Annotated in this window: 18 protein-coding genes and 1 pseudogene; 13 read left to right on the top strand and 6 right to left on the bottom strand. The window is 63.9% G+C overall.

Features of this window, described 5'->3' with window-relative positions:
* The 8 genes and pseudogenes from QTI66_RS38355 to QTI66_RS38320 form a co-directional block, all read left to right on the top strand.
* Positions 1-427, top strand: a 427-nt coding sequence (locus QTI66_RS38355) for a Bug family tripartite tricarboxylate transporter substrate binding protein (protein WP_286565624.1), incomplete at its 5' end; no start/stop codon positions are given.
* 5 nt (positions 428-432) lie between these two features.
* Positions 433-1,230 carry an MBL fold metallo-hydrolase gene (locus QTI66_RS38350; RefSeq protein ID WP_286565622.1) on the top strand — a complete coding sequence of 266 codons (798 nt, stop codon included), beginning with the start codon at positions 433-435 and terminating at the stop codon, positions 1,228-1,230.
* 28 nt (positions 1,231-1,258) lie between these two features.
* On the top strand, positions 1,259-2,002 hold the full coding sequence (locus QTI66_RS38345) for an ABC transporter substrate-binding protein (RefSeq protein ID WP_286565620.1): 744 nt from the start codon (positions 1,259-1,261) through the stop codon (positions 2,000-2,002).
* Positions 2,003-2,130: 128 nt separating this feature from the next.
* The gene (locus QTI66_RS38340) at positions 2,131-2,661 is read left to right on the top strand and encodes a hypothetical protein (RefSeq protein WP_286565619.1); all 531 of its coding nucleotides are present in this window, start codon (positions 2,131-2,133) and stop codon (positions 2,659-2,661) included.
* Positions 2,633-3,346 carry a hypothetical protein gene (locus QTI66_RS38335; protein ID WP_286565618.1) on the top strand — a complete coding sequence of 238 codons (714 nt, stop codon included), beginning with the start codon at positions 2,633-2,635 and terminating at the stop codon, positions 3,344-3,346. The genes QTI66_RS38340 and QTI66_RS38335 overlap by 29 nt, the downstream gene beginning before the upstream one ends.
* Positions 3,347-3,756: 410 nt before the next feature.
* The gene (locus QTI66_RS38330) at positions 3,757-4,974 is read left to right on the top strand and encodes a porin (protein ID WP_286565617.1); all 1,218 of its coding nucleotides are present in this window, start codon (positions 3,757-3,759) and stop codon (positions 4,972-4,974) included.
* A 125-nt stretch (positions 4,975-5,099) separates the two neighbouring features.
* Positions 5,100-5,714 (top strand): RES family NAD+ phosphorylase, encoded by a 615-nt coding sequence (locus tag QTI66_RS38325; protein WP_286565616.1) that lies wholly within the window; start codon positions 5,100-5,102, stop codon positions 5,712-5,714.
* A gap of 116 nt (positions 5,715-5,830) precedes the next feature.
* A pseudogene (locus tag QTI66_RS38320) lies at positions 5,831-6,238 on the top strand (IS110 family RNA-guided transposase); the annotation flags it as partial.
* 474 nt (positions 6,239-6,712) lie between these two features.
* Here QTI66_RS38320 and QTI66_RS38315 read toward each other — a convergent pair.
* A complete protein-coding gene (locus QTI66_RS38315; protein ID WP_286565615.1) occupies positions 6,713-7,078 on the bottom strand; it encodes a response regulator in 366 nt (121 codons plus the stop codon).
* A 1,002-nt stretch (positions 7,079-8,080) separates the two neighbouring features.
* Here QTI66_RS38315 and QTI66_RS38310 point away from each other — a divergent pair.
* The 3 genes from QTI66_RS38310 (at position 8,081) to QTI66_RS38300 (ending at position 11,396) form a co-directional block, all read left to right on the top strand.
* The gene (locus QTI66_RS38310) at positions 8,081-8,908 is read left to right on the top strand and encodes a transporter family protein (RefSeq protein WP_286565614.1); all 828 of its coding nucleotides are present in this window, start codon (positions 8,081-8,083) and stop codon (positions 8,906-8,908) included.
* Between the two features lie 367 nt (positions 8,909-9,275).
* Positions 9,276-10,454 carry a DUF3300 domain-containing protein gene (locus QTI66_RS38305; RefSeq protein ID WP_286565613.1) on the top strand — a complete coding sequence of 393 codons (1,179 nt, stop codon included), beginning with the start codon at positions 9,276-9,278 and terminating at the stop codon, positions 10,452-10,454.
* A 9-nt stretch (positions 10,455-10,463) separates the two neighbouring features.
* Positions 10,464-11,396 (top strand): DUF2950 domain-containing protein, encoded by a 933-nt coding sequence (locus QTI66_RS38300; protein ID WP_286565612.1) that lies wholly within the window; start codon positions 10,464-10,466, stop codon positions 11,394-11,396.
* Between the two features lie 212 nt (positions 11,397-11,608).
* On the opposite strand, the gene QTI66_RS38295 is transcribed toward QTI66_RS38300, so the two are convergent.
* From QTI66_RS38295 to QTI66_RS38275, 5 genes are all read right to left on the bottom strand, one after another.
* A complete protein-coding gene (locus tag QTI66_RS38295) occupies positions 11,609-11,812 on the bottom strand; it encodes a hypothetical protein (RefSeq protein WP_286565611.1) in 204 nt (67 codons plus the stop codon).
* 125 nt (positions 11,813-11,937) lie between these two features.
* Positions 11,938-12,390 carry an outer membrane lipoprotein gene (locus QTI66_RS38290; RefSeq protein WP_286565610.1) on the bottom strand — a complete coding sequence of 151 codons (453 nt, stop codon included), beginning with the start codon at positions 12,388-12,390 and terminating at the stop codon, positions 11,938-11,940.
* A 79-nt stretch (positions 12,391-12,469) separates the two neighbouring features.
* A complete protein-coding gene (locus QTI66_RS38285; protein WP_286565609.1) occupies positions 12,470-13,057 on the bottom strand; it encodes a hypothetical protein in 588 nt (195 codons plus the stop codon).
* 125 nt (positions 13,058-13,182) lie between these two features.
* Positions 13,183-13,794, bottom strand: coding sequence for a response regulator transcription factor (locus tag QTI66_RS38280; protein ID WP_286565607.1), 612 nt, complete (start codon positions 13,792-13,794; stop codon positions 13,183-13,185).
* Between the two features lie 7 nt (positions 13,795-13,801).
* A complete protein-coding gene (locus QTI66_RS38275) occupies positions 13,802-15,640 on the bottom strand; it encodes a GAF domain-containing sensor histidine kinase (protein ID WP_286565606.1) in 1,839 nt (612 codons plus the stop codon).
* A gap of 63 nt (positions 15,641-15,703) precedes the next feature.
* Between QTI66_RS38275 and QTI66_RS38270 the strand changes: the two genes are divergently transcribed.
* On the top strand, positions 15,704-16,681 hold the full coding sequence (locus QTI66_RS38270; RefSeq protein ID WP_286565605.1) for a tripartite tricarboxylate transporter substrate-binding protein: 978 nt from the start codon (positions 15,704-15,706) through the stop codon (positions 16,679-16,681).
* Positions 16,682-16,816: 135 nt separating this feature from the next.
* On the top strand, positions 16,817-17,491 hold a 675-nt coding region (locus QTI66_RS38265), incomplete at its 3' end, for a hypothetical protein (protein ID WP_286565604.1).

Here is a 17,491-nt window from a genome sequence, read left to right as displayed (position 1 = left end):
TTACAAGGGTGCAGCCCCAGCACTTGCCGACCTGCTTGGCGGCACGCTCTCGTTCACGTTCGACACGGTAGTCACGGCGGTTCCGTTCATCAAGGACGGAAAGCTCAGGGCCTTCGCGGTTTCTGGTCCACGTCGGGCATCTTCTCTCCCCTCCTTGCCGACCATGCAGGAGATCGGCTACAAGGGCTTTGACATCACCCAGTTCCAGGGGCTGCTTGCTCCTGCGAAGACACCGCAGGCGATCATCGATCGCCTTCACGACGAGGTGACCAAGGCACTCAAATTCAAGGATGTCGAAAACAGGCTTGCGACTGAAGGTGGCTACGACATTGTCGGAAGCACGTCCGTCGCGTTTGGCGAACACATCCGCTCGGATCTTGACCGCTATGGAAAGCTCGTCAAGGATGCAAACATCAAGCCGGAGTAGCCGCCGTGTACACAGTCGATGTCCTGATTCAGGGTTTTCCTGGGCGAGCTACGTGCCATGGAGGACTCGGCTGGAGCACCATTTCGCTCCTGCGCGGCGCCGGGCGTACGATGCTCCTCGACGTGGGTGCGTTCGGTGTCCGCAAGCCGCTTGCGAAGCAACTCGCACAGCGCGACGTTGCGCCTGAAGACATCACCGACGTCGTCCTTACCCATCTGCACTACGACCATGCGGTCAACTTCACCCTGTTTCCCAACGCAACGATCTGGGTCGGTCGTAGGGAACTTGGGTGGGCTTCTGCGGCGCGACCGGGCTTCGACCCGCTGCCAGAACTGTACGTCCAGGAGCTTGTGCGCCTCGATCGGGTTCGCCTGATTGATGAGGGCGACGAATTCTTGCCGGGCCTCACTGCGATCTGTTCCCGGGGCCACACACCAGGCCACTTGATGTTCCTCCTCACAGAGAGCGAAGTGCCGGTGCTGTTCACAGGCGATGCAGCCAAGAACCGCGCGGAGCTTCTCTCGATGGATGTCCTCGACACCGGCGATCGCCCTGCAAGCATCGGTACCCTGGAACGCATCTGGGAAACGTGGCGACGCACGCCCGGCACGCTGCTGATCCCGGGACATGACCTCACCATGCAGCTCGACGACACGGGCCAACCTGTCTACGTCGGAGAACAAAGCGCAGGAATCACGGCGTGGTTCTCCCAGAGCCTTGGCCAGGCCACGACCATCGACCTGTGCCGAGAGGCCGCGGGCGGCTTTTTTTCCGGGCTACTTGATCGCCCCGCGCAGCGGTGACACCTCTTCTTTTGAAAGACCTCCTCCCATGACAGTCCCTCCTGCTATCCGATCTGCACTGATGCCAACTGGCGTGCTGCGTGCCTCGATCAATCTTGGCAACCCCATCCTTGCAAGCTGGGATGCCGGCAACTCTCGGGCGACCGGGGTTTCAGTCGACTTGGCGACCGAACTGGCCAAGCGCCTGCAGGGCGAAATGAAGCCAGTGGTGTTCGATGCCGCTGGGAAATCAGTGACAGCTGTCACCGGCGAGCAGGCCGATGTCGGCTTCTTCGCCGTCGATCCCTTGCGCGGCGAAGGTTTGCTGTTTACAGCTCCGTACATATTGATCGAAGGGAGCTACCTCGTGCGAGAAGACTCAAGGATCGCAACGAACGAGCAAGTGGATGTCGAAGGCGTGCGCATCATGGTCGGCAAAGGAAGCGCATACGACCTCTACCTGACTCGCGAGCTCAAGAATGCCCAGATCGTTCGAGCCAACACGTCACCTGCGGTTGTTGACGAGTTTCTTGCGCAGCACGCCGACGTGGCTGCAGGTGTGCGTCAGCAGCTTGCCTCCGACGCAGCAAGGCTGGAAGGGCTGCGACTCTTGCCTGGCAGATTCATGGTGATCCAGCAAGCGATGGGAACGCCGCGCAGCAGGGGGATAGAAGCTGCCAACTATCTAAGCGAGTTCGTTGAAGAGATGAAAGCGTCAGGCTTCGTTGCCGACGCCATGGCACGCCACGACATCAAGGGTGCGCAGGTTGCGCCGCCGAAAGAAGAAGGTTGAACGCACGCGCAGCCAGAATGGCCACTCGCGTCCCAAAACTGCAAGGGAGCGGCCAAAAACGGAGGCGACGTTTTGACGGAGCGCGGTGCGAGGATCGCCGTCTTCGAAACTGTCCCGCGGAGATGTGCATGCGAATTTCGATCCACGCGTTGGTCGACCGTGAAGACGGCCTCCCACCGGAGACGGTTGCGTTGGGCGGGGTGCACCGCGAACCCGACTGCGACCCGTCATCCGGGCTTGGCCTGTTCGTGCGCGAAGCGCACGACATGTTGCTGCGCCTGCAGTCCGTCGTGCTGAAGGAACAGACAGCACTCTTTCTCAAGTCGGCGGTCCGCTGCCAAGAATGCGGCGAGCGCCTCGCAACGAAGACCACGAGATCGCTGGTTTACCGAACTGCCTTCGGGAAGGCCAATCTTGACAGTCCGCAACTGTATTCCCGATGCGCCCATTGCGGCACCACGGCTTGTACAGGGTCTACGTTCAATCCATTGGCCGACGCCTTGCCCGAACGAAGCCACCCGCAATGGGTCTGGCTTCAATGTCGATACGCCAGTGTCATGTCGTATCGTCCGGCCCGGATCTTCCTGCGGGACGCCTTCCCCGGAGGAACCCGATGTTGCCGCCTCGAGCGTGAAGCTCAACGTTCGCGCCATCGGTGAACGGCTTGAGCAAGAGGTACAGGAATCGATTCAACGCACCGCTGTCGCATGTCATGAGGTCTCGGTGTCGGCTGGTCCCAGCGACGTCGCCATCCAGATCGATGCGGGGTACATCAAGTCGACGGCCAGGGTCGATGGACGACGGTGGCTCGCCTGCATCGCCTCGAAGATTGTTCATCCCGAGGCGGGTAGAAGTCTCGCGCACGCCTTCTCCGCGGGCTTTGACCCGAGGGCAGGACTTCGACAGCAGGCGTTTCTCGGCTCCGCCGGCATTTCCCCCAAGCAGTCAGTCGTCGTCCTGTCCGACGGCGGAGAAGACGTCGGGTGGGCATGCAAGCTACCGGCCGCCAAAGAGCGCGTGCTTGACTGGTTCCACATCGGCATGCGCTTCCAGCATCTGCTCACCTCGGTTCAAGGACTTCGGGGCTTCAGCGTGCAGAAACGAGCTTTAATCAAGCGACGCGTTGAGGGCGCCAAGTGGCTGCTCTGGCCCGGTCAGCGCGACAGATGTTTGCATCGCCTGGAAGTGATTGGCCGCGCAAGGGTGGGTCGGCGCAAACAATGCCCTCGGCAGACTGATTCGATACCTGCATACCTGCGCAAGGTATCTGATCAACTACGCAGCGCCGCGCCCAGGGACAACCGTTTACGAGCGCCGGCGCTGAATCAGTCGTCGACTACGTGATTGGCCAACGCATGAAGCGCAACGGGCATAAGCAGTGGACTCGCGTCGGAGCAAACGCGCTGCTGCAGGTGCGCTGTGCCGTACTCAATGGGCAAGACGTTAGAAATTTCGAATCGACCCGTCACAAAACCAACGACACCCTCGCTGATCGCCCAGATCTAGCCTCCGATTTTGGCCGCTCCCGCAGAGCCATGTGTGTCGGCCCCGCCCGGCTGCGGCAGCACCATGGGCGCCTCCTTGCCGCTTGTCGAAAGCCGAGCGCTTTGAGATGCGTCTATCCGCGAACGAATGTCTGTTTCTCCTTGGCAACAGTTTCTTCAAGGCGCTCGTGCAATTGGCTGTATTCGAGCGCGCGCTGTTGAGTATTTGTGAACGGCCAACTACGCTTAGCCTCCCTAGGGGGAGATGCGATGAAAAAAGCCATTATTGCCCTGACTGTGCTCTCCACTGGTGGCGCCTCGGCGCAATCGTCTGTCACGCTGTTCGGTGTCATCGACGCCACGGTCAGCTACTACTCGAGCAAGTCCGAGACTCCTTCGGGCATTGGCGTCACGACCAGTAGCACCATGCAGAACAGTTCGGGCTACGCCGGCAGCCGCCTGGGCTTCCGTGGCACGGAGGATCTCGGCGGAGGTGCAGCAGCCAGTTTCTGGCTCGAAGCCGGATTGGCCAACGACACCGGCTCCAGCTTCACATCCGGTGGTGGTCTTGCTTTCAATCGCCGTTCGACTGTCAGCCTGTCCGGGCTCCTGGGCGAGATCCGCCTCGGCAGGGACTACACGCCGACGTTCTGGAACGACGGCATATTCGATCCGTTCACCTCCAACGGCGTGGGCCTCAACCTGATTTCCACCGCCAGTGGCTTCAACAGCCCGGGCCAAGCGGCAAATGGGTTCCAAGCCAACCCCAACTACGTTCGTGCCTCCAACTCGGTGGGCTACTTCCTGCCGGCCAACCTGGGTGGCCTATACGGCCAGGTCATGTACGCCTTCAACGAAGCAACCAAGTACGACCCGGGCACCCTGACCCCGAACGTGCCGAACAGCCAGCGCGCCGGGCGCTACCTCGGCGGTCGCTTGGGCTACGCCAACGGCGCGCTGGATGTCGCCGTTGCGGCTGCTCAAAGCACCGTGGGAGACCGGTACTTCCAGGGCACCACGACGAACCTCGACATCTGGAATATCGGCGCCTCGTACGATTTCGGCGTCGTCAAGCTGATGGGGGAGTATTCGAGCAACAAGCTGAAAACCGACTTCTCGGGCACCCCAGCGCCCGCCAACTTCACCAACCCGGGTGCCGACGGCGTGCTGGTCGGCTTGACAATGCCTGTCGGTCCCGGCCTGATTCGGGCCGTCTATACCCAGGTGAAGTACAACAACGTCACGACGCTGAGCCAGATCATTCCTGGCCTGTCCCCGGATCCGAAGTCCGAGAAGTTCGCATTGGGCTACGTGCACAACCTGTCCAAGCGTACCGCCCTGTACGCGACGGCAGCGCGCATCAATAACAAGAACGGTGCCGACCTGACGGTGGGCGGGCCAGCCTTCTACACGACGGCGATAAATGGCTCGGTGCCAATCCCGCAGTCGTCCACCGGCTACGACATCGGTATCCGGCACGCCTTCTGATCGAACCCCGCGCCGGGGTGATAGTACTTATCCGACAAATTGACACGCTTACGCGAAATTTCCCTTCAGAAAATCAACAGCTTAGGTTAGACGACTTTCGCGCACTGACCGGATTTCGTAAGTCCTTGTTGCGCAACACGTTCAGGCGAAGGCGCACCATTCTGAAGAGAAAGTACGACTACGCAGGTCAGAGAACCCGCGCCATCAGCGGAAGCGTGCGCCTCAATGGTCATGTTCTTCCGCCGACCGGATTGATGACCGGGCGCTTCGACCTCGCAGACGAACCCACCACGTACCTGGCCGACAGCGAGGACACGTCGATGTACGAAGCTGTCTTTCGGCGCGACGTCCACAGCGTTCGATTGCAACGCCTCAAGCAGCGTTTCCTCGCTACATTCGAAACGATCAGGCGTTTGCGGGTCGCCGACTTGCGCGGTCTTGAAGAAGAACATCCCGTTCTGCAGTCCGCCCGCTACTTGTACACGCAGGAATTCGCGCTCGATTGCCGGCGCCGTGGCCTCGGTGGAATCCTCTATGCCTCGGCACAGCACGCCAACCATGGATGCATCTGCCTCTTCAAGTCCGGCATCAGCAAGATGGACCGCTTGGCGGTCACGCCGCTCGTGTCGAGTTCGCAGCAGCTACATCGCGCCGTTGTTCGCGCAGCTCGCGCATTCCGATTGATCCTTAGAGCCGGCAATTTGAGCGCTGCCCATCGTTTGCCTCCGAACGTCCGATGACCGCCAGAGTGGCGAAGTTGGCCGTATGCAATGGGATGGACGCCCCCACCCGTAACGGCATCAACGTGCCAAAGTGGAAGTGTCACCAACCACTTGAACCGAGAGGGGCGTCCACCATGAAGATTACGACTGTTGGCATCGACCTGGCAAAGAACGTGTTTCAGGTCCACGGCATCGACGAGCACGGCAAGGTCGTGCTCAAGAAGCAGTTGCGGCGCGACCAGATGGCAGCGTTCTTCGTCAACCTTCCGCCGTGCCTCGTCGGGATGGAGGCATGCGGCGGTGCGCACCACTGGGCGCGCAAACTTCAAGGCATGGGCCACGCGGTGCGACTGATGGCGCCGCAGTTCGTCAAGCCATATGTCAAGACCAACAAGAACGATGCAGCCGACGCCGAGGCGATGTGCGAAGCAGTGGCTCGGCCAAACATGCGCTTCGTACCGGTGAAGAACGTCGAGCAGCAAGCGGTCCTCGCGTTGCACCGGGTGCGTCAAGGCTTCGTGAGAGCGCGCACAGCTCAGGCCGCGATCTGCAATTTCTTCGCCATATCGGGCAGGTCGTACCAAGGCGTGGCACTGCGTTCCAGCGCGATGCCAGCGCACGATCGTGGCCGGTTTCACGACCACCACCGCATTGCGCCAGTAGAACAGACGCGTCAGAACGGCCAGACTGACTCGGGTTGCGGCATCCACGCGACGAGGCTGGATGCCCCGCTCGACGAACATGGCCAGTTGGCGACGCAGCACAAGATTCTCGGCCCGGACAGACTCATCCGAGCGCGCCAGCAGCACCAGCCACTGCAAGGCGTCTTCAATCAGGCGGAGCACGATGCACGAGCATCACCATGGCCTCATCGTGCCACGGTGTTCGGTCCGAGCCAACCGTCTACCGGTGAGACGACGGACGGTATTTTTGCGGACCACAGGCTGTCGATGCGCCTTTATCTCGGCAAGAGCAACTGAGGGCGAGAGGCGCAGGCTGCGACGAAGGGCGGCTTGTCAGCCGCCCGAAACGGCACGCAGGATGGCCTGTCGCAACTGGTGGGCGCTCACCGGTCGCTCCAGGAAATCGGTTGCAGGAAGGCGGGCAATTTCTACGGCCGTTCGGAAGGCCTTGTGCGAGCCCAACACGATCACCGGAAGCATCATGCCTCGGCTCCTCATCTCGCGCACCAGAGCGAGGGTTGCGAGTTCATCCGCATCGGCCAGGGCGATCACGCAACTGCGGTCTGACGGTGGATTGGCGAGCAGCGAGGCCTGGTCGTCGAGAAACAGCACGTCCATGTCGACCGCCGCCGCAAGCGCCGATGCGATCCACCTTCGATCGGCCTGATCGGCGGCAACGACATGGACGGTTGTTGGCATGGCCCCTCATCGGATGGCTGGTTCGCGGCCCTTCCTTCATCTCCCATGGTGATCCTCAACACACGGGCAAGCCATCCTGACAGCCACGCAGTCCACGTACGTAGGATGTGGGCTTCTTTGAACGCAGGCAGCTCTCTTGCTGTGCCATGACACGGGCACTCTCGCCATTGCCTTCGATGTACACGCGCTGACCCACACGCAGGCCGGGCACGATCCTCGCTCAGCCGAGGCGAGCAGGGCGAGCACCGCATGTGGCAATGCTATTGCCTACTGATAGGCATCGGGTCACTGTCAGCGTATTCAGCCAGGACGTTACTCGTTGGCTGCACAGCCGAGCACGTTGGGAAGCACTCCGATGGGAGAAGTACAACCAGCCGGTTCACAGCATCAACACGCGCGCTACCTGCGCGACCCGAAGTTGCAGCGCTACGTATGCGTTGCCCGATCGGGCTATTCTGTAGTTTGCGAGTCGGGCTGGGAATCCCGGCACCCACTAGCCCCACGTACGTGGCCGCGCGGCTGGAATTTGCGCATGGCCGCTTCCACAATGAACGCGTCCGCGCCATCGTGCATGTATTGAGCTTGCGCGAGCAATGTCCCGACGCCCACATGAACACCTTCCTGGACGAGAGATGAGCTTCAGTCCCTCCGCCAAGAGAAAGCAAAGGGCAACGTCACGCAGCCATGATCGCCGGGCCTATGCGGCGGCGGCCGGTGTCGTTGCGCAACAGATGGAGGCTATGCCGCGGCAGGACCCTGCGGCACCGATCTCGATGAGCTCATGCAGATGCGGCAGCAATTGTCTAGCGCTGCCCACCTGAGTTCATCATCGACGAGCACCAGTCCTCGGGGCCGGAGGTTGGACCAGGCTTCATCGAAAGCTGACAGCGTTCGCGTCCGTCAAGTTGGAGATCGATTCACTGGCCGCCTATTGCTCCGGCACGCCCAGCTGGCCTGCCAGGCGCGCGACGGCTTCGTTCAAAAAAGACTGAAGGAGTTGACATGCGCAAGTGCTACGCCACACCGGCCACGAAGTTGGCCATCTCCGGGGTGGTCGCAGCCCTCTTCGTCGGACTGCCGGCGCGCGCAGAGATGAGCGCCGGAGAGCTCGCGAAACTGGCCCAGAACCCTGTCGGCAACCTGATCAGCGTTCCCTTCCAGAACAACACCAACTTGAACTTCGGCCCGGACAAGGGAACGCAGAACATCCTGAACATCCAGCCCGTGATCCCGATCTCCGTGAGCAAGAACTGGAACATCATCACGCGCACGATCGTGCCCGTCATCTCGATGCCTTCGCTTGGCCCGGGGATCGACAGCACCAGCGGTGTCGGCGACACGGTACTCACCGCCTTCCTCTCGCCCGCCAACCCCGGGAAATGGATCTGGGGTGCCGGACCGGTCGTGCAGATTCCGACCAACAGTTCCGCGGAACTCGGCAACAAGAATTGGGGCCTTGGCCCGTCCGCCGTCGTGCTGCACCTCGACCACGGCAGCCCGTGGGTCTACGGCGCGCTGTTCAACAACATCTGGTCGGTGAGCAGTAGCAAGCAGGGCGGCTCGTACAACACTTTCCTGTTGCAGCCCTTCATCAACTACAACTTCCCGGGGGGCTTGTATCTCACTACCGCTCCGGTCATCACTGCGGACTGGAAGGCCGACAGCAGCCAGCGATGGACTGTGCCTCTGGGTGGCGGCATCGGCAAGATCTTCCATTTGGGCAAGCTGCCCGTGAACACGCAAGTCTCGGCGTACTACAACGTCGTGAGGCCGGACAACGCAGCCAATTGGCAGATCCGGGTGCAGGCGCAGTTCATGTTTCCGAAATGAACGGGGCGCTCTTGGACCGCCGAGCGGATGGGCATGTGGTCCGAACTGCCCGACAAGAAGCGGCAAAATGCTTGCATGCGCCCTATCTAGGCCAGAAAGGCCTGTGCGTTGCCGATAGGCGATAGCGCGATTTCGATCGATGCCGTAGGCGCGCTATTTCACGTAGGTGGTGCTGCGTGGTGGCCGGGATTGGCCCGTCGAAGCACGGATTCCACAATTCCGCCTTGAGCAAAGGCGCACGGAGATCGTGATGATGAAAAGTGGCATTGCACACAGTTCGCGAACTCTCGCCGCGTCTGTCGCGGCAGCGGTTCTGGGGGCGGGGTGTGCCTATCCGGTGCCCGTGGCGGGGCAGGAGTCGCCCGGCATGGCCACCACCACCTCGAACCCGTCCGGCGTCGCATCGGCGTCCATGCAGCCGGCGGCGGAAAGCACCTTCAGCCAGGCGCAGCTCGACCAGATGATGGCGCCTATCGCCCTTTATCCCGATGCGCTGCTGTCCCAGGTGCTGATGGCGGCGACCTATCCCGCCGAGGTCGCTGACGCTGCGCGCTGGTCCAAGACGCATTCCAAGGAGTCGGGCGACGCGGCGGTCAAGGCGGTGCAAAGCGAGTCGTGGGACGCGAGTGTCAAGTCGCTGGTGGCCTTTCCCCAAGTGATCCAGATGATGGGCGACAAGCCCGACTGGGTGCAGAACTTGGGCGACGCCTTTCTGGCCTCGTCCAGGCAGGTGCTCGACGCCGCTCAGCGCCTGCGCGCGCGTGCCAAGGCCAACGGCAGCCTGGAGTCGAGCCCTCAGCAGACGGTCACCGTGCAGACAACCGAGACGCAGCAGAGCGCCATCGCTATCACGCCGGCCAACCCGCAGGTCGTCTACGTGCCGGCCTACAACCCGGCGGTGGTGTACGGCGCTTGGCCGTACCCGGCCTATCCGCCGTTCTACTGGCCGGCGTACTACCCCGGGTACTACCCGGGCGCGGCACTGGCGACCGGGATCGCATTCGGCGTCGGCTTCGCTGCCACGGCGGCGCTGTGGGGCGGATGCAACTGGGGCCGGGGCGACGTGAACATCAACGTGGACCGCTACAACAGCATCAACGTCAACCAGCGCCTCAGTGCCAACCAGACGACCTTCCAGCACAACGCGGCCAGCCGCCGCGGCGTGCCCTACCGCGACTCGGCCAGCCAGCAGCAGTTCGGCAAGAACCTGCAGGGCGCGCCGCAGCGCTCGGACTATCGCGGACGCGCCGACCAGAGCCGCGACTTCCAGCGGCAGCAAGCTGAATCGGCCCTGCGACAGCGTGGCTTCTCCGGCGGCGAGGGTGGCATGTCGCGGGGCGACGCATTCGGTGGGGGCGGGTTCCGCGGCGACCACGCATTCCGTGGTGCGGGCGGCGGAGATCAGATGCAGCAGTTTGATCGCGGCTTCGCAAGCCGGGAGTCCATGGGAGGCGGTTTCGAGGGCGGAGGAGGCCGCTTCGGGGGCGGCGGCTTCGGCGGCGGAGGTCGCTTCGGTGGCGGCGGTTTCGGCGGTGGACGACGCTAGGAGCAAGCCATGACGCAAGCTAGCACTTCCCAGGAAGAAAAAGACGCCACGGCGCAGGCGCTTGTCCGCCTCATCGCGGCCGTGGCCGTGGCGACACTCGCGTGGACCGCGAGCACGCCGGCCCTTGCGCAAGCCGCTTACGCCAGCGCCGACGCTGCGGCCCAGGCGCTACATGACGCCGTGTCGCGCCACGACGCGGCGGCCCTTCGCACAGTGCTTGGCGCCAACTGGAAGCGCTTTGTCCCCACCGACGAGGTCGGCCGCGCGGAAGTCGATGCCTTCTTGGCCTCTTGGAAGCAGTCGCACAAGGTGGAACCGGACGGCGAGGACAGCGCAGTGCTTGCCGTTGGCGACAAGGGCTGGCTGCTGCCGGTTCCGATCGTCAAGCGCAGCGCGGGGTGGCAGTTCGATCCGGTGGCCGGCGCTGATTTTATGCGCACGCGCCGCATCGGCGGCGACGAACTGGCGGCTATGCAGGCGGTGCTCGCCTACTTCGACGCGCAAAAGGAATACGCCCAGCGCGACCGTGACGGCGACGGTGTGCTGGCCTATGCGCGCAAGATCTTCAGCACGCCGGGCCGGCAGGATGGGCTCTATTGGGCCGACACCACTGGCCGCGGCCAGAGCCCACTCGGCGCCCTGTATGGCGGTCAGAAGGCCGGCGAGGGCTACCACGGCTACCACTTCAAGATCCTGGAGGCGCAGGGCCCGCATGCGCCTGGCGGCGCCTACGACTACGTGTTCGGGGGCCTGATGCGCAGCGGCTTCGCGCTGATCGCGTGGCCCATGCGCTACGGCGACACCGGCGTGACCAGCTTCATGGTCAGCCACGATGGCGTGCTCTACCAGGCCAACCTCGGCCCGCGCACCGATGCAACGGCACGCGCCATGCGGCGCTTTGATCCCGACCCGGCGATCTGGAGCAAGGTCGACGTCCCCTGAGGCAGGGTAGGGTGCGCAGGTCCTTGAATAGCCTGGGGATGCGTGAGGCTACCTAGGCACCTGAACACATGCGCTCGATGGTCGCGCGCAACAGGTGGGCGCTCACCGGTCGCTCCAGGAAATCGGTTGCAGGAAGGCGGGCAATTTCCACGGCCGTTCGGAAGGCTTGTGCGAGCACAAGACAATTACGGGAAGCATCGTGCCGCGGCTCCTCAACTCCCGCACCAGCGCGAGGTCGCGAGCTCGTTCGCATCGGCCAGGGCGATCACGCAACTGCGGCCTGACGGTGGATTGGCGAGCAGCGAGGCCTGGTCGTCGAGAAACAGCACGTCCATGTCGACCGCCGCCGCAAGCGCCGATGCGATCCACCTTCGATCGGCCTGATCGGCGGCAACGACATGGACGGTTGTTGGCATGGCCCCTCATCGGATGGCTGGTTCGCGGCCCTTCCTTCATCTCCCATGGTGATCCTTAACACACGGGCAAGCCATCCTGACGGCCACCACGTACGTAGGACGTGGGCTTCTTTGAACGCAGGCAGCTATTGCTGCGCCATGACGCGGGCACTCTCCCCATTGCCTTCGATGTACACGCGCTGGCCCACGCGCAGGCCGGGCACGACCGGCTGGGTCACCGCCACCAGCACGCCGCTGCTGGTGCGAACCATGACCTGCTGGGCGGGTATGGGCCTGTCATGCTTCTTCTGGACCTCGTTTCCTGCGACCGCACCGCCGACCGCGCCCAGCACCATCGCCACATCGCGGCCGGTTCCGCCGCCGATGAGGCTGCCGATACCCACGCCGGCCAAGCCGCCCACGACGGCACCAATGCCTGCATGCTGGTTGCTTTCGATTTGCGTGGATGTGATCTGTTCGATCGTCCCCTGGCGCACCGACATCGCGCCGGGCTGCGCACCAGGGGCGGCGCAAGCGCTCAAGGCGAGCACGCCAAGCAAGAAGCAGATGCGCGATACAAGCGATGAAAAGGCAGACATCGGACCCTCCGGCAGCGATCGTGGCTTGGATGGCGCAGGCCCGGTCGTACCGCGGCCTGCAGGGAATGCACGCGGCGCGCTAGGACCTCTTGACCACCGAGGTCGCCACCGCCTGCGTGAAAGTGACTTTCATCTGGTCGCCTATCTTCACGCCGTTGAGCAGCGCCGGGTCCTTCAGCTTCACTTCGGTGAAATGCCCGTAGGGACCTCGCACGATGACGGTGCCCTTGGCCGGGTCCAGGGCCCAGATGTTGGTGACGACGGTCACCCGCGTCATGGCGGCCGCGCCGGGCATGCTGCCGGCCTTGGCCGTGTCCGAGGCATCGGTGGTCATCGCCACGCGGATGCCGTCGCCTTTCTGGAAGTCGAGCGCCACGGCCTGGATGTAGGTGGCTTCCACCGTGTCGCCCACCCGCACCTGGCTGAAGTTCTTGACGGCGGGATCGACCATCACCGCGAATTCGTTGCCCTCGGGGCCCTTGAGCGTCGCGATGCGGTTCTTCACATCGATGGCGGTGACGGTGGCCGTGACCACGACTGCCTTGTCGAGGCTGGCGGCGTCGATCACCCTGGGCGGCTTGGCCGGTTGCTGGGCCATCGTCGGCGCGCCAAGGCTCAGCGAGGCTGCAAGAAGTGCCGAACTGGCAGCACTGGAAATGGTCTTCATCGTCGCCCTCCTGGCGGTTGAAGCGGGAATGCCCGCGGATGAGGCGCGATTTTCGTAATTCGCATGGCTGGCGCCATCCGGGCGCACACGCGCGGCACGTACGTGGTGCCGTCACCGGCACGGTGCTATGGCGCAAGACGTTCCTGGCTCGCGCGCATCAATTCATTGATCGAGCCGACCCCCAGCTTTTCGAGCAGGCGGCTGCGATGCTGCTCGACCGTGCGGTGGCTGATGCCAAGCTCCTTGGCGATGAGCTTGTTCGGCAAACCCGTGAGCGCCAGGTTCATGACCTCGCGCTCACGATCGGTGAGCGCCTTGCTGCGCTCGGCCAGCGCATGCTGCGGATCGTTGACGGGCGCACGTTGCCCGGCATCCCGGCGCAAGGCTTCGTCGACGGCATCCAGGAGTTGCTGCTCGCGGTAAGGCTTTTGCACGAAGTCGACGGCGCCGTCCTTCACGGCCTTGACCGCCATCGCAATGTCGCCATGGCCGCTGATGAAGACGATCGGCATGCGCGCGCCCATCGCCGCAAGGCGCTCCTGCAGCGCGAGCCCGCTCATGCGTGCCATGCGCACGTCCAGCACCAGGCAGCCTGGGCGCCCGGGGTCGAAAGCCTCCAGGAATGCGAGCGCCGAGTTGAAGGTCTCGGTCGCAAGTCCGACGGAGCTCACCAGCTCGCACACGGAGTCGCGATAGGCCTCGTCGTCATCGACGATGAACACGGTGGGGTCTGGCATCTTGTCTTCAGCCTGCATGGGGTGCGACCGGAAGCGTCAGGCTGAACAGGGCGCCGCCGCCCTCGTGCTGCGACGCCCAAAGCTTGCCCCCATGGGCCTCGATCAGCTTTCGGCAGATCGCCAGGCCCACGCCCAGGCCGCTGGACTTGGTGGAGAAGAACGCCTCGAAGACGCGTTCCAGGTCGCCCACGGCGATACCGATGCCACGATCGGCAACTTCGACCAGCACCTCGTTGCCGTGGCGGATGGCGATCGTCACCGTGATCTCGCGCACCGTTGCCTGCCCCATCTCGGTGGCCTCGACGGCATTGCGCAACAGGTTGAGCATGACCTGCTGCAGGTGGATTTCGTCGGCCACCACCACGGGCCGGGGGCCCGAGGCATTCAACAGGATCCGGATGTCGCGCAGTTCGCAATCCATCCTGACCATGCCGATGCACTCCACGATGGCGCGCTCGACGTCGATCGGCTTGACATCCAGCTCGTGCCGCTGCGTCATGCTGCGCATGCGGCTCACGACATCGCCGGCGCGGGTTGCCTGGCCGATGACCTTGTCCAGCAGGTCCACGACCCGCGGCAGGTCGGGCATGGATGCGGCAGCGCGGCGGCGTGCGGCGAGCGCGTAGTTCTCGATGGCACCGAGGGGCTGCGTGATCTCGTGCGCAAGGGCCACCGACATTTCTCCCGCGGTGTGCACGCGCACCAGGTGGGCCAGGCGCTCGCGCCAATGCGCCGCCTCGACTTCGGCGGCCAGCTTCTGCCGTTCCGCGGCCAGGCGCGCATGCACGCTGGCAAAGACTTCGGCCAGCAGCGTCACGCCGGGCAACAGGGCATCCGGCCATTCGTTCTCGCGCTGGATGCTCGCGATGGAAAGGGCGCCCACATAGACGCCGGCCATCGCGATTGGAACCAGCAGCACCGAGCGCAGGCCGAGTTCGCGCAACGTCGCCAGATCGACGCAAGCCTCCGCCGGCAGCTCCGCAAGGCGCGCCAGCCGCACGCTCCGGCCCGCGGAGATCTGCGCGTTCATCCATGGCAGCCTGTTGGTCACACCAAATCCGGCAGGTGCCGCGAAACCCTGTGCATTCCAGTGATGCGTGGCGCTGAAGTGATCGCCATCGGGCGTTCGCTGCCAGAGCGCGACGCGTTCGGCCAAGACGAACTCGCCGATCTGGCGCAAGCCCCGGTCGATGACGGCGCTCTCGTCGCCCGGCCGCGCCAGCACCAGAGCGGCGAGGATCGTGCTCGCGATCCGCTCGAAGATGATGGTCAGGTCGAGTTCCTCCTGGGTGAGCTTGCGCGCCAGTGCATTGCCGAAGATGTCCCCCATCAGGCGCATTCGCGCCACCAGTTCCTCAGGCCAACTCCTGTGGGCACGCACGCATCCGAAATTGAGCGACCCGTACAACTGCCCCCCCACCACGATCGGCATCATCACGTGGGATTTCAGCCCGATCTGGCGCCAGTGCTCCTTGTCCTGGCTCGCTTCCGGCGGCAGTTCGTCCAGGTGGGTGAAGACGATCGAGCGGTTGGCCAGCGATTGCGACAAGGCCCAGGGATTGGTGTCTCGCGCGGCGAGCAGGCGCGGGACTGGTGGCACGCCTTCCAGGGCGAAGGAGTGCGTCGTTTCGATGCGGCCGTTCTGCAGGAAGACGCGGTTCAATGTGGAGCGGTCGATGCCCAGGGTCGCGACAATGCGCGCGAGGCTTTCGTCGATAGCGCGGTCGACGTGCTTGGCCGGCAGATGGAGGAAGGCAGCCGACACTTCGGACAGCAAGCGCTCGAAGCGCAGCAGCTCCTGCGTCGAAGCGCGCGCCGGGGCGATCGAAAGAGCCTGTGCCGTCACGGCCGTTCGGGTTCCATAATCGTGCCCCTCCCGCGCGAAGAAGGCGCGGCCTCCCCAGGAGCAATGTCTATGCGTCTCGGCTGGTTCTTTTCGGGGGTCCTGGCGGCTGCCTGCTGCGGCCTCGGCGCGAATGCAACGGCGCAGGGCAACAGCGCGAGCCCGGCCCGCATCCTGCTCGCTTTCGAAGGGGGCTCGGCGCATGCGGTGTCGCTGCATCTGGCGGAGCAGGTCCGTGGGCCGCTCGGCCGGCCGGTGATCGTCGAGGAACGGCCCGGGGCGGGCGGCCGCGTCGGCGCGATGGCGTTGAAGAACGCCACGCCGGACGGGTCCATCGTGGCGCTGTTACCCATTGCGGTTCCGGTGCTGGCGCCAATGACCTTCAAGGACGTGCAATACGACGCGGCACATGACTTTGCCCCCGTTACGCAGATTGCCAGCTATTGCTTTGCCTTCGCGGTTCCCGCCGATCACCCTGCAAAGTCCTTTCCTGACTTTGTGGAGTGGATGAAGTCCCATCCGTCGCAGGCCTTCTATGGAACGCCTGCCGCGGGAAGTCTTCCGCATTTCCTGGGTGTGATGATCTCCAGGGCCGTCGGAACCGACATGACGCACGTAGCGTACAAGGGATTCGCACCCATGTCGATTGACCTGATCGGCGCGACCATCCCGGCCGGCATCTCCAGCATTTCCGACCTCGTGGAGATGCACAAGGCGGGGCGCGTGCGAATCCTCGCAACCTCGGGCGTGAAGCGCGAGCCACGACTGCCGGAGGTGCCCACCTTCGTGGAGCAAGGCTATCCCACGGTGCAGGCGATTGGCTGGGCCGGCATCTTCGCGCCTGCGAAGACGCCCAGGCCGGTGATCAATGCCTGGTCGCAGGCGCTGGTCGCGGCCTTGCATTCGCCAGAGACCCAGCGGCTGCTTCTCGACTACGGCCTCGAACCCACCGGGACCACACCGGAGGAACTCGCGGCGATCATGGCTGCGGACATCGCGCGATGGGGTCCGGTCATCCGCCAGTCGGGCTTTCGCGCAGAGTAGGCGACGCAGGCGACGCGTCAGCCACGTACGTGTTGCAAGTGGCACCCGGGATCGACCGGCGCGCATCGGCACATCAGAATGCCCCTCGCATATCGGGTCAGGGCAAGGGAGTCCGAGTTGGTCGAGGAGGTCAGCATGCGCGCGACTTCGGGCATTGCCGGGCGGGTCGTTGGTTTCACCATGGCGCCGCTCGTGCTGGGCTTGGGCCTGGGCTTGGCGAGCGGGCTGGGGGCGCAGCCGGCGGCCAGTGCGCCAGGGGATGTCATCTACCTCAAGCAGGGCTGGTCCGCCGATGACCGCGCCTGGTACTACCAGGCCTCGCAAGGCTCGGCCGTGATGTCCTACGACATCTTCCTGAACCTGGAGGTGGCAGGCGGGCAGGAGTTGTTCCGCTCCGACGCCAACAGCAACCGCTACGGCCTCATCACCCAGGCCGCGAATCCGTCGACCAATCCCGATGCGCTGCCGATCGGGCTGAGCAAGACCGTGGTGCCAAGGGGCGCCGGCGTGAACGACATCCAGGTGGGGCTGACGTGCGCCGCGTGCCACAACGGCCAGCTCAATTACCAGGGCAAGCGCATACGCATCGACGGCGGTGTCGGCAACACCTTCGACATGATGGCCTACGTCAGCGCACTCGACGACGCCGTGCAGGCCACCCTGTCCGATCCGCAGAAGCTCGAACGCCTGGCGGTGAGGCTCGGTGCCACGAGCACGGACGCCAAGGGCGAGTTGGGCAAGCGCATGGAACGCGAGGCCGTGCCGATCCGCCAATACCGCACGCGCACGCTGTCGACGCCCATCCATTGG

It is taken from the genome of Variovorax brevis, from assembly GCF_030317105.1.
Lineage (GTDB): Bacteria > Pseudomonadota > Gammaproteobacteria > Burkholderiales > Burkholderiaceae_C > Variovorax > Variovorax brevis.
Note: the sequence above shows the minus strand (reverse complement) of the source record. Positions and strands in the feature narration are given on the sequence as shown.